The following is a 13,441-nucleotide window of genomic DNA, read 5'->3' on the forward strand; positions in this document are numbered from 1 at the left end:
AAGCAATGTTCGTGCCGTAGGAACGAGGCACTCATGCTCACGCGACTATCTGCCACGCGTTTGCGGGATGCGGGTTATGAATTGGCGAACGACGCTGTCGCCCCATTCTCCGTCATTGCGAGCGAAGCGATGCAATCCAGACTGCCACCGCGGAGGGATTTCTGGATTGCTTCGCTTCGCTCGCAATGACGGCGCGGAGGTAGCGTGTTCCTCCACACCTGTCGTTGCCCGCAGCGAGAGCCGCCCCTACCCGATCACCCTGCCGAACTTGTTCGACTTCGGGAAACCCTTCGGCGGCAGGCGACCCGCGTCGGCGCGGGTACCTTGCCACTCGGCGAGCTCCTTGATGGTCGCGGAGAATTCGCGGCCGGCGGAGTCCTTCCAGGTCAGGCCTGCCTTGGCCTCGAAGACCGCGACGTCGGAGAGACCCCCGTCCTTGTACTTCTGCAGGCGCACGCCGCGGCCGCGCGCCATCTCAGGCACCTGGTCGAGCGGGAAGATCAGCATCTTGCGGTTCTCGCCGATCACCGCGACGGTGTCGCCGATCACCTCGGTGACCGTGCGCGCCTCGTTCGGCATGTCGACGTTGAGGACCTGCTTGCCCTTCTTGGTGGTGCCGACGCAATCGTCCTCGTTGACGACAAAGCCCTGGCCCTCGTGGCTCGCGACCAGGAATTTGCGACCGCCCTTGTTGACGAACAGCGCGACGGGCGCGGCCTCCTGCTCGAGGTCGATGAACATGCGAATCGGATCGCCGTGGCCACGGCCGCCCGGTAGCTTCGCGACATCAAGCGAATAGAATTTACCGTTGGTGGCGAACAGCAGTAGCTTCGAGGTCGTCTCGGCGAAGAAGGCGAAGCCGAGCTTGTCGTCCTGCTTGAACGTAAGGCCCGAGAGATCCTCGATATGCCCCTTCATGGTGCGGATCCAGCCCTTGTCGGAGACGACGACCGTCACCGGCTCGCGCTCGACGAGGGCTTCCTCCATCGCGGCAAGATCGTGCTCGGGCGCATCGGCAAAGGTGGTGCGGCGCTTGCCGAGCGGCGTCTTCGGTCCGAACATGTCGCGGACCTTGCCGACCTGCTCGCCGACCTTCTTCCACTGCTCGGGCTCGGACGCGAGCACTGCGTTGATGCCCTTGAGCTCGGCACGGAGGTTCTTGTCCTCGGTGCGGATCTCCATCTCCTCGAGCTTGCGCAAGGAGCGGAGCCGCATGTTGAGAATAGCTTCGGCCTGCACCTCGGTGAGCTTGAACGCCTTCATCAGCGCCGGCTTCGGCTCATCCTCGGTGCGGATGATCCTGATCACCTCATCGATGTTCAGATAAGCGACCAGGAAACCACCGAGGACTTCCAGCCGGTGCTCGATCTGCGCCTTGCGAAAATTGCTGCGGCGGATCAGCACGTCGCGCAGATGGTCGAGCCATTCGCGCAGGCACTCCGCCAATCCCACGACCTTGGGGATGCGGCCCTTGATCAGCACGTTCAGATTCAGCGGAATCTTGTTTTCGAGCTCGGTCAGCCGGAACAACGATTCCATCATCAAGGCGGGATCGACGTTCTTCGACTTCGGCTCGATGACGATGCGGACGTCTTCGGCCGACTCGTCCCTGATGTCGCCGACCAGCGGCAGCTTCTTCTGGTCCAGAAGCTCGGCGACCCTCTCGATCAGGCGCGACTTCTGCACCAGGAAGGGGATCTCGGTGACGACGACGACCCAGGTGCCGCGCGTCCCCTCTTCCTGCTCCCATCGGGCGCGAACGCGGAAGGAGCCGCGGCCGGTTGTGTAGGCTTCAGCGATGGCCTGCTTGGAATCGACACAGATGCCGCCGGTCGGGAAGTCCGGGCCCTTGACCCACTTGAGCAACGCCTTGGATTTCGCATCGGGCTTCTCGATCAGATGCATCGCGGCGTCGCACAGCTCGGCGGCATTGTGCGGCGGGATCGAGGTCGCCATGCCGACGGCGATGCCCTGCGCGCCGTTGGCGAGCAGGTTCGGGAAGCCACCCGGCAGAACCACCGGCTCCTTGGACTGGCCGTCGTAATTGGCGCGGAATTCGACGCCGTCCTCGTCGATGCCGTCGAGCAGAAGCCGTGCGACGTCGGTCATGCGCGCTTCGGTGTAGCGGTAGGCGGCCGGGTTATCGCCGTCGATATTGCCAAAATTGCCCTGGCCGTCGACCAGCGGGTAGCGCGAGGAGAAATCCTGCGCGAGGCGCACCATGGCGTCGTAGATCGCCTGGTCGCCGTGCGGATGGAACGAGCCCATCACGTCGCCGACGATTTTTGCGGACTTCTTGAAGGCGGTGCCGGGGTCGAGCCTGAGCAGGCGCATGCCGTAGAGGATGCGCCGATGCACCGGCTTCAGGCCGTCCCGCGCGTCGGGCAGCGCGCGGTGCATGATGGTGGAGAGCGCGTACGCAAGATAGCGCTCTTCCAGCGCTTCACGCAGCGGCACATCATGAATTTCGGCCGGTTCTTCCGGCGGAACGATTCGTTTTCCCATGCCGCCCGGTTAAACCGTGGAAGCGAATCGGGCAAGGATGGATTGGTTCCCTGTGGGCTTCTACTGCCCTGCCCAGCCGGCGGTCACGGTCGGCTGAACCTTGGTCGGGGGCGTCGCCGGCGTGTTCGCCACACAGCGGCGGGCAGCCTCGATTTCGGCCTCGGTGGCGCCATGGGACCGCGCCCATGTCTCTGCGGCCGCAGCGGAATATTTCGCGACATAGTACCGGACCACGGTGCAGGAGGCCCGGCGAAACACGCCAGGTTGCGGCTCGCCGGCCATTGCATCAGGCGCAAAAGCCAGCAGCGCCGCGGTCAGCGCAAAACCCCTGATCAACATTTGGGCTGTCCCCGTTGTGGAACCTGCGGGGCCAACTCAAGGAACCCGGATTCGTTCCAGGGGGAACCCCATATCCTCGGACAATGCAGCAGCGCGATCTGCTCATGGCGGCGGTCGCACCGGCCTTTCAGGGTGCAGGAAGCGCCGCCTTGGCCTGTTGCCGCGTCAGGGCATTGATGAAGCCGGCGCGCGCGTCGGAATGGACCTGCCCGCGCGGCTCCAGCACATGGCGCAGCAGGAACAGGCCGGTCAGCCGAAAGCCGTCCTGGAGATCTTCGTCGGTGAGTTCGCTCGCGGCTTCGCCATGGCGCAGGAACTGCGGCAAACGCAACAGCCGGTCGCGCCACGGCTCGCCCGCGCCGCGCGACACCGCGCCGCCGGATTTGGGCGAGACATAGATCAGATCCGTGGTCTCCCCCGTCACCGCGCAATTGTCCAGCGCCAGCCCGAAGCCGAGTTCGGTGAGCATCGCCAGCTCGAAATGGATGACGTGCACGGCCGCACTGCCGATGTCGTCGAAATCGTCGAGCGAATGTTCGAGCAGCGCGAAGATGTCCTCGTGCGGATCGCGCTCCGGCAGCAGCCGCGCAATCGAGGCCAGATGGGTGACGCCGTAGACGCCATGGGAGGATCCCAGCAGCGTCGCCGCGCGCAGCTTCAGGCCTTCCACCGCATAGGTGCCGAGATGCTCGTCGAGCCGCGCCCGCCACACCGCGCTGACGCTGTTGCCGGGCTGCAAGAGCGGCCGCAGCCGCGAGCTTGCTCCGCCGCGCACGAGACCGAGATGCCGGCCATGCTGGCGCGTCAGCAGCTCGACGATGGCGCTACTCTCGCCATGCCGCCGCACCCCCAGCACGATGCCTTCGTCGGTCCATTCCATCGGGTGAAGTGTAGCGCAATTCGAGCGCTCGTAGGGTGGGCAAAGCGAAGCGTGCCCACCAATTTGATCGTCACGCGTTGAACCAGCCCTGCGCGTCGCCCGTGAACGAGAAATACAGGCCGAACCCCGTCAGCACGCAGGAGACGATCTCGATCACGCTGTCGAGCTCAAGGCCCTTTTCGCCGAGGATCTGACCGAGCGAGATCACAGACAGGACCAACGCCGCCGCCAGCACCCAGCGCGGCCAGTTCTTGCGCCAATGCGCAGCCAACCAGACGAAATAGACCAGCAGCAAAATCATCCCACCGGCGAGCAGCGTCGCCGTCATGATCATCTGCTCGGTCATCTCGATGGTGGGCGTGCGGTCCTGCACCGCCACTGACAGCGCATCCAGCATCAGCGATGCATAGAGCAACGCTTCGAAGCGCCGGACATTCGTAGGCACGCTCATCAAATACCAATCTTTTCTTGCTTATTCCTTGGGAAATTCCAGGCCCATCTCGCGATAGCGATCGGGATCGTCGCCCCAGTTCTCGCGCACCTTGACGAACAGGAACAGATGCACCGGCACGCCGAGTATCTCGCCGATCTCCTTGCGCGAGTCCGCGCCGATCGACTTGATGGTGGCACCGCCTGCGCCAAGCACGATCTTGCGCTGGCTTTCGCGCTCCACGAAGATCGTCTGCTCGATGCGCACCGACTTGTCCTTGCGCACCTCCCACTTGTCGGTCTCGACCGTGGACTGGTACGGCAATTCCTGGTGCAGCTTGCGATAGATCTTCTCGCGGGTGATCTCGGCCGCGAGATGCCGCATCGGCGCGTCCGACATCTGGTCCTCGGGATAGAGGAACGGACCCGGCGCCACCATCTCGGCGAGCGTGCTTCGAATATCGTCGACGCCGTCGCCCGAGATCGCCGAGACCATGAAGGTCTTGGCGAAGGCCATGCGCTCGTTGGCGGCCTGCGCCAGCGCCAGCAGCGTCTCGCGCTGGACCAGGTCGACCTTGTTGATCACCAAAATCTTGTCGTGGTTGACGCTCGCGACCTTCGTGAGAATCGCCTCGGCCTCCTCGTCGATGCCGCTTTTGGCATCGAGCAGCACGCAGACGAGGTCGGCGTCATGCGCCCCGCTCCAGGCGGTCGAGACCATGGCGCGGTCGAGCCTGCGCTTGGGCAGGAAGATGCCCGGCGTGTCCACCAGGATGATCTGCGCGTTGTTCTCGATCACGATGCCACGGATCAGTGCGCGCGTGGTCTGCACCTTGCGCGAGACGATCGTGACCTTGGCGCCGACCAGCGCGTTGACCAGCGTGGATTTGCCGACATTCGGTGCGCCGATCAGCGCAACGAAGCCGCAGCGCGTCGCCGCGGGCGCTTCGCCGCTTGCTTCAGCCGTCATTGCCGCCACCGACACCTTCTCGTTCGATCATGACCGAGGCCGCGACCTTCTCCGCCGCGCGCTTGCTGCCGCCGGTGCCTTCGGCCGGCGCCAGCCCCGGCAAGTCCACTGCAACGCGGAACTCCGGATCGTGATGCGGGCCGGTGCGCTCAACCTCGCGGTAAACCGGCGTCGGCAACCCCTTCCCCTGCGCCCATTCCTGCAGCACGGTCTTGGGGTCGCGCAGCGGCCTCCGCGGCTTGTGCATGCGCTCGGTCCAGTTGCGCTTGACGAACTCGTCCGCCGCCGCATGGCCGCCGTCGAGGAAGATCGCGCCGATCACGGCTTCGCAGATGTCACCGAGGATGGACTTGCGCAGGCGCGCATCGGCGCTGGAGCCGACCGAACCAAGCTTGATGTCGTCGAGCAGGCCGAGCGACTTGGCGACGTCGGCGCAGCTTTCCTTGCGCACGAGCTCCGCAAGCCGCTTGGACAGCTCGCCCTCATCGGCATTCGGGAAGGCATGATAGAGCATGTCGGACACGACGAGCCCGAGCACGTGGTCGCCGAGGAACTCCAGCCGCTGATAGCTGTCGCCGCGCTTGCGTCCGGACTTCAGCGCCGAGACATGCGTGATCGCCTGCATCAGCAGGTTCGGATCGGCGAAGTTGTGGCCGATGCGCGCCTCGAGCGCCGCGTTCGCGTCAGCCGCCGCCTTTGCCTTATCCTTGGCTTTGCTGCTCCGCGTCCGCTTCTTCTTCGCAGGCGCCTTGGTATCAGGCGTCTTGGTATCAGCAGTCTTGGTCGCAAGCGTCTTGGTTGCAGCTTCGCCCTCAGGGGCGGCTTGCGCCTCGATCGATTGGGTCGTGATGTCCTTGGCTTCGTCTTTCATCGGACGATTTTGAAGAAACGATTCCAGCGCACCGCCCACGGCCAGCGCCAGAACATCCAGGCATGCTCGCCTTCGGCGATCGAGAAGAAGATCATCTGGGCGCGGCCGATCAAATTCTCCTGCGGCACGTAGCCGACCTGGCCGAGGAAACGGCTATCGGTGGAGTTGTCGCGGTTGTCACCCATCATGAAGAAATGGCCAGGCGGCACGGTGTAGACGTTGGTGTTGTCCATGTAGCCGTTGTCGGCGCAATCGAGCGTCTCGTAGGAGACACCGTTCGGCAGCGTCTCCTTCCAGCGCTTCACGCGCGAGATGCCGCCGCCTTCGGAGCCGCAGGGATCCTCGCCGACATACTCGCTCATGCGCTGGCGCTCGACGGGGGTGTCGTTGATGTAGAGCAGACCGTCCTTCATCTGGACGTGGTCGCCAGGCAGGCCGATCACGCGCTTGATGTAATCGGTGGTGTCGTCCTTCGGCAGCCGGAACACGACGATGTCACCGCGGTTCGGATCCGAGCCCCAGATCCGTCCCGAGAACAGCGGCGGCGAGAACGGGATCGAGTAGTGGCTGTAGCCGTAGGAATATTTCGAGACGAACAGATAGTCGCCGACCAGCAGCGTCGCCTTCATCGAGCCGGACGGGATGTTGAACGGCTGGAACAGGAAGGTGCGGATCACCAGCGCGATCAGGAGAGCATGGATCACGACCCGGATCGTTTCGCCGACGCCGCTTTCAGTTTTCGTTCCCGAAGTCACGCTCATTGCTCTCTCAATTCCGGCCGGCGATCACAGAACGCCCTCCTGTCGCGAACGGCCCACCGGTTCGCGGCCCAAGGAGATTGTCCTGATTCTGATAGTGAGGGCCAATTCCGGCGTAAAGCCGAATTCGCCCAGCCTGATTTGCGTCCGCGGACTTTTAGACGGTTGCCGCAGGCCACGCAATCAAGGATCGCATCAAAAACCCGTAAGACGTTGAATTTCAATACGAATTATAAAATTTCCACTACGACCCTCAGGAATCGGTCAGGGCTTGGCTCGCGGTACGGCAGAAATGATCACGAAGGCCTGCGCCAACGGCCAGTCGTCGGTGATCGAGAGGTCGATCTGGGCCTCGAATCCCTCCGGCGTCAGCGCCTGGAGCCGGGCCAGCGCGCCCCCGGTCAGCCGCATGGACGGGCGGCCCCCGGGCAGGTTGACCACCCCCATGTCGCGCCACCACACGCCCTGCCTGATGCCGGTGCCGAGTGCCTTGGAGCAGGCCTCCTTGGCGGCAAAACGTTTGGCGTAGGTCGCTACCACCATCTTCTCGTTCTTGGCCCGCCGCTCCGCCTTGGCCCGCTCGGCCGCGGTGAAGATGCGATCGAGGAAGCGCTCGCCATGGCGCTCCATCACCTTGCCGACGCGGGTGATGTCGATGAGGTCTGAGCCGATGCCGATGATCATGCGCGGCTCCGTCCGATATCCATCGCCGCGCGCATCTTGCGCACCGTCTCGGCAAGACCAACGAAGAGCGCCTCGCCGATCATGTAGTAGCCGATGTTGAGCTCCATGATTTCGGGCAGCGCGGCGATCTTCTCAGCGGTCGCGTAGTCCAATCCGTGGCCGGCATGGATCTCGAGGCCGGCGTCCTTTGCGAGCTTCACGCCCGCCACGATCCGCCGCCATTCAGCTTCGGCCTTGTCAGCGTGGCCGTCGACCACGGCGTCGCACCAGGCGCCGGTGTGGATCTCGATCACGGGCGCGCGCAGCCGCGCCGCCATCTCAATCTGCGCGGGGTCTGCGGCAATGAACAGGGAGACACGGATGCCGGCGTCGTTCAGCCGCGCGATATAGGGCGCGAGCGCGTTGTGCTGACCGACCACGTCGAGGCCGCCCTCGGTCGTCACCTCCTGGCGCCGCTCCGGCACCAGGCACACCGCATGCGGCTTGGTGGCGAGCGAGATGCGCATCATGTCGTCGGTCGCCGCCATCTCGAAATTCAGCGGCTTGGAGATCTCCGCCTTCAGCCGCGCCATGTCCTCGTCGCGGATGTGCCGGCGGTCTTCACGCAGATGCGCAGTGATGCCATCGGCACCGGCCTCGATCGCAAGCAGCGCCGCGCGGACCGGGTCGGGATGGCGGCCGCCGCGTGCGTTACGGACGGTCGCGACATGGTCGATATTGACGCCGAGGCGGAGCGGAGGTGCGGGCATTTCAGGACTCACGAGATCGGAGGAGCAGGCGACTGCGACAGACGCCTATCCATTAACACGTTCGACACGGGCGACGACCGCCTTGGCGCGCAGCTGGGCCAGGATCGCGCTCAAATGCTTGAGATCGTAGACTTCGAGATCGATCGTCGTCTCCGTGAAGTCGGGCGAGCGGCGCTGCATGCTGATATTGTCGATATTGCCGTCGTGCTCGGCGATCACGGTCGCGATCTGCGCCAGTGCGCCGGGCTCGTTGACGTTCTCGACCTTGATGCGCGCCGGGAAGCGTTGCGGGGCGGAATCCTCGATGTCCCAGCGGACGTCGAGCCAGCGCTCCGGCTCCTCCTCGAAATCCTTCAGCGCCGGCGACTGGATCGGATAGATCGTGATCCCCTCGCCCGGCGTGACGATGCCGACGATGCGATCGCCCGGCACGGCGCCGCCGTTCGGCGCGAACTTCACCGGCAGGTCGGAATTGTTGCCGCCGATGGGGATCGCAACCGGGCTGCGCGACGGCTCCAGCGCCTTCTCCTTGAGCTTGGCGGCGAGTCCCTTCTTGACGCCGTAGCGCGCGACGCGCTCCTCCTTGTAGTCGGGATACATGGCGCGCGCGACGTGGGAGGCCTTGATCTCGCCGCGGCCGACCGCCGCCATGACGTCCTCGATCGAGGTGCGCGCCAGCCGCGGCAGCGCGCCCTTGAGCTTGTCGTCGGCGTATTCGATCTTGGCGCGCTCGAACAATCGCTCGACGATGCGCCGGCCGAGGCCGACATATTGATCGCGCACCGCGGTACGCGTGGCGCGCCGGATCGCGGCGCGCGCCTTGCCGGTGACCGCGAGCGTCTCCCAGGCCGACGGCGGCGCCGACTGCGCTTCCGAGGTCAGCACCTCGACTTCGTCGCCATTCTGAAGCTCGGAGGACAGCGGCGCGAACTGGCCGTTGATCTTGCAGCCGACCGCGCTGTTGCCGACGTCGGTATGCACGGCATAGGCGAAGTCGATCACATTGGCATGGCGCGGCAGTGCGATCAGCTTGCCCTTCGGGGTGAAGCAGAACACCTGGTCGTGGAACAGCTCGAGCTTGGTGTGCTCGAGGAATTCCTCGGGGTTGGCGCTTTCCGAGAGGATGCCGATGGTGTGGCGCAGCCAGGCGAACGCGGTGGACTCGCGCTTGAGGAATTCAGTCGGCGAGCCTACCCCTTCCTTGTAGAAGACGTGTGCGGCGATGCCGCGCTCGGCGATCTGGTCCATCGCCTCGGTGCGGATCTGGAGCTCGACGCGCTGGTTGCCGGGGCCGATCACGGTGGTGTGGATCGAGCGGTAGTCGTTCTGCTTCGGCGTCGAGATGTAGTCCTTGAAACGCCCCGGCACGACCGGCCAGGTGGTGTGGACGATGCCGAGCGCGCGATAGCAGGCCTCGATGTCGTTGACGACGACGCGAAAGCCGAAGATGTCGGACAGCTGCTCGAAGCCGACCGACTTGCGCTCCATCTTGGTCCAGATCGAAAACGGCTTCTTGCGGCGGCCATAGACCCGCGCGCCGAGACCCCTGTGGCGCAGATTGTTGGAGAGCTGGTCCTCGATCTCGCCGATCAGATTGCGGTTCCGCTCGGCGAGCGCATCGAGCCGCTGCATGACCACCGAATAGGCTTCGGGATCGAGGGTGCGGAAGGACAGGTCCTCCAGCTCCTCGCGCATTTCCTGCATGCCCATGCGCCCGGCCAGCGGCGCGTAGATGTCGAGCGTCTCCTCGGCAATGCGCCGGCGCGATTCGGTCGGCACGAAGTCGAGCGTGCGCATGTTGTGCAGGCGGTCGGCGAGCTTGACCAGGAGCACACGGACATCGTCGGCAATCGCCAGCAACAATTTGCGCAGGTTCTCGGCCTGCTTGGCCTCGCGCGACACCAGCTCGAGCCGCTTCAGCTTGGTCAGGCCCTCGACCAGCGCACCGATTTCGGGGCCGAACAGCTGGTCGATCTCCGCCCGCGTCGCCTCGGTATCCTCGATCGTGTCGTGCAGCAGCGCGGCGACGATGGTGGCGTCGTCGAGTTTCAGGTCGGTGAGAATCGCCGCGACTTCGAGCGGGTGCGAGAAATACGGATCGCCCGAGGCGCGGGTCTGCGAGCCGTGCGCCTTCATGGCGTAGACATAGGCGCGGTTCAGCAGGTCTTCGTTGGTGTTCGGATTGTAGGACCGGACGCGTTCAACGAGGTCATATTGACGCATCATGCGCGCGCGCGGCTTCGCCGGCCGTGCCACCGGCGCAGTCGGGGCCACGGCAACCGATTCGGTTGCGGCCTGCATCTGCGTGGGTCTGCGGCGTCGATACACCATGCCGTCCTGCCTTCAAACGGACCATGAAACGTCCCGTTGCATACATCCTAAGCTCCGATCGCGGACACGGCCGATCAATTCGGTGACAGGCGCGCGGCGCAAACCGGCAACGCTATGGTAACCACGAAAACGCCAACAAAAGCAAAGGCCCGAACACGGGTTCGGGCCTTTGATAAGATCACAAGAAGTCGACGATCGCGATTAAGACGATTACTCGTCCTCCTCGGGCTGCTCTTCCGGCGGCGCGAGGCCTTCGAGGCCCTTCAGGAGCTCCTCTTCGGTCATGCGCTCAACAGCCACTTCGGTATCGTCGGCATCGACGCTGGCGCCGGCGGAACCGATCAGCGGCACCGTATCCGGCTCGGGCTCGTCCACCTCGACGAACTTCTGGAGGGAGTGCACCAGCTCCTCGCGGAGATCCTCCGGCGAGATGGTCTCGTCGGCAATTTCACGCAAAGATACAACAGGGTTCTTGTCGTTATCGCGGTCAACCGTTAGTTGTGAACCGGACGAAATCATGCGGGCACGGTGGGCGGCCAGCAGGACCAGGTCAAACCGGTTGTCGACCTTGTCGATACAATCTTCTACGGTGACGCGAGCCATGGACTGTCGCTCCGTTGTGGGTGGGACGAAATATGTGGATGATTGGGGCTAGTTATAGGGGCCGGGGCGGTTTCGCAAGGCAAATTTGTGATTTGGCCTCGCCAAACGCCTCTGCTACCTCCACATTGGGGCTGGGATGGGTGGTTTCCCGGGCTGCCATTGAGGGCGGCGCCGGGAGTATGAAAGTCCGCCATAACTATACCTTGATTGCCCCGACTTCTCCGGATTTGCGGTTTCGACGGGTTTCGGCAGGACTTTGAACTGCGCGGCTTTGCTGCCGCTGCGCCAACAATAAACGAATTTATCACGAACACTACGCGAGCAAACTGAATGTCACCTTCCCCTACCAACAAGATTGCGCTCTTCATCGATGGCGCCAATCTCTACGCGACGGCGAAAACTCTCGGCTTCGACATCGATTACAAGCGCCTGCTGAAGGAATTTCAGAGCCGTGGGACACTGCTGCGGGCGTTCTATTACACAGCGATCATCGAGGATCAGGAATATTCCTCGATCCGTCCGCTGATTGACTGGCTCGACTACAACGGCTACACGGTCGTCACCAAGGCGACCAAGGAATTCATCGACGCCTCCGGCCGCCGCAAGGTCAAGGGCAACATGGACATCGAGCTCGCCGTCGATGCCATGGAGCTCGCCGAGCACATCGACCAGATGGTGCTGTTCTCGGGCGACGGCGACTTCCGCTCGCTGGTCGAGGCCGTGCAGCGTCGAGGCGTGCGGGTGACGGTGATCTCCACCATCGCCAGCCAGCCGCCGATGATCGCCGACGAGCTGCGCCGCCAGGCCGATGTCTTCACCGATCTCGTCGAGTTGCAGTCCAAGCTTGGCCGCGACCCGTCCGAGCGCCCTGCCCCGCGCGATCGCGGCGAGCGCGAGGCGCGCCACCACGCTCCGCAGTTCCTCCAGCGCGCGACCACGATGGCGCCGAGGGGCGATGACGACTTCGAGGAGTGAGGTAGCCCGGTCTAGCCGCCAGGCCCCCACCCTCGTTCCCGACCGTGACTGTCCGCTCTGTCCGCGTCTGGTTGCCTTTCGCGAGGCGAACCGCGCGCGCGAGCCGTCCTGGCACAACGCGCCGGTGCCGCCGTTCGGCGATATCAAGGCGCGCCTATTGATCGTCGGCCTCGCGCCGGGCATGCAGGGCGCCAATCGCACCGGCCGCCCGTTCACCGGCGATTATGCGGGCGACCTGCTCTACGCCACGCTGCTCGAATACGGTTTTGCCAAGGGCACCTATCAGGCGCGTCCTGACGACGGCATGACGTTGGTCGACTGCCGGATCGCCAATGCCGTGCATTGCGTTCCGCCGCAGAACAAGCCGCTGCCGGTCGAGATCAGCACCTGCCGCCCGTTTCTCGTCGCCAACCTCGAGACGATGCCGAATTTGCGCGCGATCGTGGCACTCGGACGCATTGCGCACGACACGGTGCTCAAGCCGCTGAACCTGAAGGCCTCGCTAGCCCCGTTCGGGCACGGCGCCGTCCACCAGGCAGGCCGGTTCAAGCTCTACGACAGCTATCACTGCTCCCGCTACAACACGAACACAGGCGTGCTGACGACGGACATGTTCCGCAGCGTGTTCGCGAAGATTAGGGCCGAGCTCGACTAGAGCCCCGTTCCGATGGAATCGGAACGGGGCTCTAGATTCTTGTTTTGACGCGTTTTCTTGACGCGAACCGGTATCCACTTCGCTCGAAAACGCTCTAGGTCTTTGCCGGAGTCTTTGCAGGATTGGCCTTCAGCCAGTCCAGCACATCGCCTGCGTTCCGGTCGGGCGGAAACACCGGATAGAACACATGCGTGATCCGAGCGTCGTCGATGATCAGCGCAAGGCGCTTGATCAGCGTCAGGCCCGCGACCTCCATGGTCGGCAGATTCAGCGCACGCGTGAGCGCAAGCTTCTCATCCGAGAGCACCGGGAACGGCAGATGTAGCCGCGAGGCCATCTCGGTCTGGTAGGCGTTGCTCTGGGTCGAAAGGCCAAACACCTGCGAAGCGCCGGCTGCCTTCAGCTCGGCGAACAGGTCGCGAAATGCGCATGTCTGCGGCGTGCAGCCCCGCGCGCCTGGAATCATGTCCCAATCGTCGACCAGCCCAATCTTGCCGGGCTCGCCGGTGCGCGGATAGGCGAACACCACGGTGCGGCCCGGGAGCGCCGACAGATCGACCGAATTGTCATCTGTCGCACGCAGGCTGATCGCGGGCAGCGTCAGGCCCTTCAGATGCGCAGCACCGCCATCGTCGGCGGGTGCGGGAATCTGGCTCCAATCGACCTCAAGCAGGTTTTTCTGGTTCATCTCG

At 64.1% G+C, this 13,441-nt stretch carries 14 protein-coding genes; 2 read left to right on the plus strand and 12 right to left on the minus strand.

All coding sequences use genetic code 11. The features are described 5' to 3' along the window. Positions 1-246: 246 nt before the first annotated feature. The 11 genes from parC to rpoZ form a co-directional block, all read right to left on the minus strand. Positions 247-2,505, minus strand: coding sequence for a DNA topoisomerase IV subunit A (gene parC / locus V1280_RS09095; protein ID WP_334521974.1), 2,259 nt, complete (start codon positions 2,503-2,505; stop codon positions 247-249). Positions 2,506-2,565: 60 nt separating this feature from the next. After that, entirely contained in the window at positions 2,566-2,844 is a 279-nt protein-coding gene (locus V1280_RS09100) for a hypothetical protein (protein ID WP_234678756.1), read from the minus strand. A gap of 127 nt (positions 2,845-2,971) precedes the next feature. Continuing rightward, positions 2,972-3,724: a DNA repair protein RecO gene (gene recO, locus V1280_RS09105; protein ID WP_334521982.1), complete on the minus strand. Its 753-nt coding sequence runs from the start codon at positions 3,722-3,724 to the stop codon at positions 2,972-2,974. A gap of 70 nt (positions 3,725-3,794) precedes the next feature. Continuing rightward, positions 3,795-4,175 (minus strand): hypothetical protein, encoded by a 381-nt coding sequence (locus V1280_RS09110; RefSeq protein ID WP_234678758.1) that lies wholly within the window; start codon positions 4,173-4,175, stop codon positions 3,795-3,797. 21 nt (positions 4,176-4,196) lie between these two features. Continuing rightward, positions 4,197-5,123, minus strand: coding sequence for a GTPase Era (era, locus tag V1280_RS09115; RefSeq protein WP_334521986.1), 927 nt, complete (start codon positions 5,121-5,123; stop codon positions 4,197-4,199). Then, the gene (gene rnc, locus V1280_RS09120; protein WP_334521989.1) at positions 5,113-5,994 is read right to left on the minus strand and encodes a ribonuclease III; all 882 of its coding nucleotides are present in this window, start codon (positions 5,992-5,994) and stop codon (positions 5,113-5,115) included. The genes era and rnc overlap by 11 nt, the downstream gene beginning before the upstream one ends. Next, positions 5,991-6,755, minus strand: coding sequence for a signal peptidase I (lepB, locus tag V1280_RS09125; protein WP_148773832.1), 765 nt, complete (start codon positions 6,753-6,755; stop codon positions 5,991-5,993). The genes rnc and lepB overlap by 4 nt, the downstream gene beginning before the upstream one ends. A gap of 261 nt (positions 6,756-7,016) precedes the next feature. Further along, positions 7,017-7,436: a holo-ACP synthase gene (acpS, locus tag V1280_RS09130; protein ID WP_334521996.1), complete on the minus strand. Its 420-nt coding sequence runs from the start codon at positions 7,434-7,436 to the stop codon at positions 7,017-7,019. Continuing rightward, complete coding sequence (locus V1280_RS09135) at positions 7,433-8,185, minus strand: pyridoxine 5'-phosphate synthase (protein WP_334521999.1); 753 nt, start codon at positions 8,183-8,185, stop codon at positions 7,433-7,435. Before V1280_RS09135 ends, acpS begins: the two co-directional genes overlap by 4 nt. Positions 8,186-8,230: 45 nt before the next feature. Next, a complete protein-coding gene (locus tag V1280_RS09140; protein WP_148773835.1) occupies positions 8,231-10,516 on the minus strand; it encodes a RelA/SpoT family protein in 2,286 nt (761 codons plus the stop codon). Positions 10,517-10,726: 210 nt separating this feature from the next. Further along, on the minus strand, positions 10,727-11,119 hold the full coding sequence (gene rpoZ, locus V1280_RS09145) for a DNA-directed RNA polymerase subunit omega (RefSeq protein WP_014494742.1): 393 nt from the start codon (positions 11,117-11,119) through the stop codon (positions 10,727-10,729). 330 nt (positions 11,120-11,449) lie between these two features. Here rpoZ and V1280_RS09150 point away from each other — a divergent pair, with 330 nt between their 5' ends. Together V1280_RS09150 and V1280_RS09155 are read left to right on the plus strand one after the other, a co-directional pair. Beyond that, the gene (locus tag V1280_RS09150; protein WP_148773836.1) at positions 11,450-12,094 is read left to right on the plus strand and encodes a LabA-like NYN domain-containing protein; all 645 of its coding nucleotides are present in this window, start codon (positions 11,450-11,452) and stop codon (positions 12,092-12,094) included. Further along, positions 12,075-12,749, plus strand: a complete 675-nt coding sequence (locus V1280_RS09155; RefSeq protein WP_334522011.1) for a uracil-DNA glycosylase — start codon at positions 12,075-12,077, stop codon at positions 12,747-12,749. Before V1280_RS09150 ends, V1280_RS09155 begins: the two co-directional genes overlap by 20 nt. 94 nt (positions 12,750-12,843) lie before the next feature. On the opposite strand, the gene V1280_RS09160 is transcribed toward V1280_RS09155, so the two are convergent. Continuing rightward, complete coding sequence (locus V1280_RS09160) at positions 12,844-13,437, minus strand: peroxiredoxin (RefSeq protein WP_334522015.1); 594 nt, start codon at positions 13,435-13,437, stop codon at positions 12,844-12,846. Positions 13,438-13,441: the final 4 nt, after the last annotated feature.

Origin of the sequence: Bradyrhizobium sp. AZCC 2230 (assembly GCF_036924495.1) — a bacterium.
GTDB classification, from domain to species: Bacteria; Pseudomonadota; Alphaproteobacteria; order Rhizobiales; family Xanthobacteraceae; genus Bradyrhizobium; species Bradyrhizobium rifense.

Bases quoted from the DNA above. Each gene is read 5' to 3' on its own strand.
- recO (WP_334521982.1), bottom strand. From the start codon at position 3,724: ATGGAATGGACCGACGAAGGCATCGTGCTGGGGGTGCGGCGGCATGGC.
- era (WP_334521986.1), bottom strand. From the start codon at position 5,123: ATGACGGCTGAAGCAAGCGGCGAAGCGCCCGCGGCGACGCGCTGCGGC.
- lepB (WP_148773832.1), bottom strand. From the start codon at position 6,755: ATGAGCGTGACTTCGGGAACGAAAACTGAAAGCGGCGTCGGCGAAACG.
- acpS (WP_334521996.1), bottom strand. From the start codon at position 7,436: ATGATCATCGGCATCGGCTCAGACCTCATCGACATCACCCGCGTCGGC.
- V1280_RS09110 (WP_234678758.1), bottom strand. From the start codon at position 4,175: ATGAGCGTGCCTACGAATGTCCGGCGCTTCGAAGCGTTGCTCTATGCA.
- V1280_RS09160 (WP_334522015.1), bottom strand. From the start codon at position 13,437: ATGAACCAGAAAAACCTGCTTGAGGTCGATTGGAGCCAGATTCCCGCA.
- rpoZ (WP_014494742.1), bottom strand. From the start codon at position 11,119: ATGGCTCGCGTCACCGTAGAAGATTGTATCGACAAGGTCGACAACCGG.
- parC (WP_334521974.1), bottom strand. From the start codon at position 2,505: ATGGGAAAACGAATCGTTCCGCCGGAAGAACCGGCCGAAATTCATGAT.
- V1280_RS09150 (WP_148773836.1), top strand. From the start codon at position 11,450: ATGTCACCTTCCCCTACCAACAAGATTGCGCTCTTCATCGATGGCGCC.
- V1280_RS09155 (WP_334522011.1), top strand. From the start codon at position 12,075: ATGACGACTTCGAGGAGTGAGGTAGCCCGGTCTAGCCGCCAGGCCCCC.
- V1280_RS09140 (WP_148773835.1), bottom strand. From the start codon at position 10,516: ATGGTGTATCGACGCCGCAGACCCACGCAGATGCAGGCCGCAACCGAA.
- rnc (WP_334521989.1), bottom strand. From the start codon at position 5,994: ATGAAAGACGAAGCCAAGGACATCACGACCCAATCGATCGAGGCGCAA.
- V1280_RS09100 (WP_234678756.1), bottom strand. From the start codon at position 2,844: ATGTTGATCAGGGGTTTTGCGCTGACCGCGGCGCTGCTGGCTTTTGCG.
- V1280_RS09135 (WP_334521999.1), bottom strand. From the start codon at position 8,185: ATGCCCGCACCTCCGCTCCGCCTCGGCGTCAATATCGACCATGTCGCG.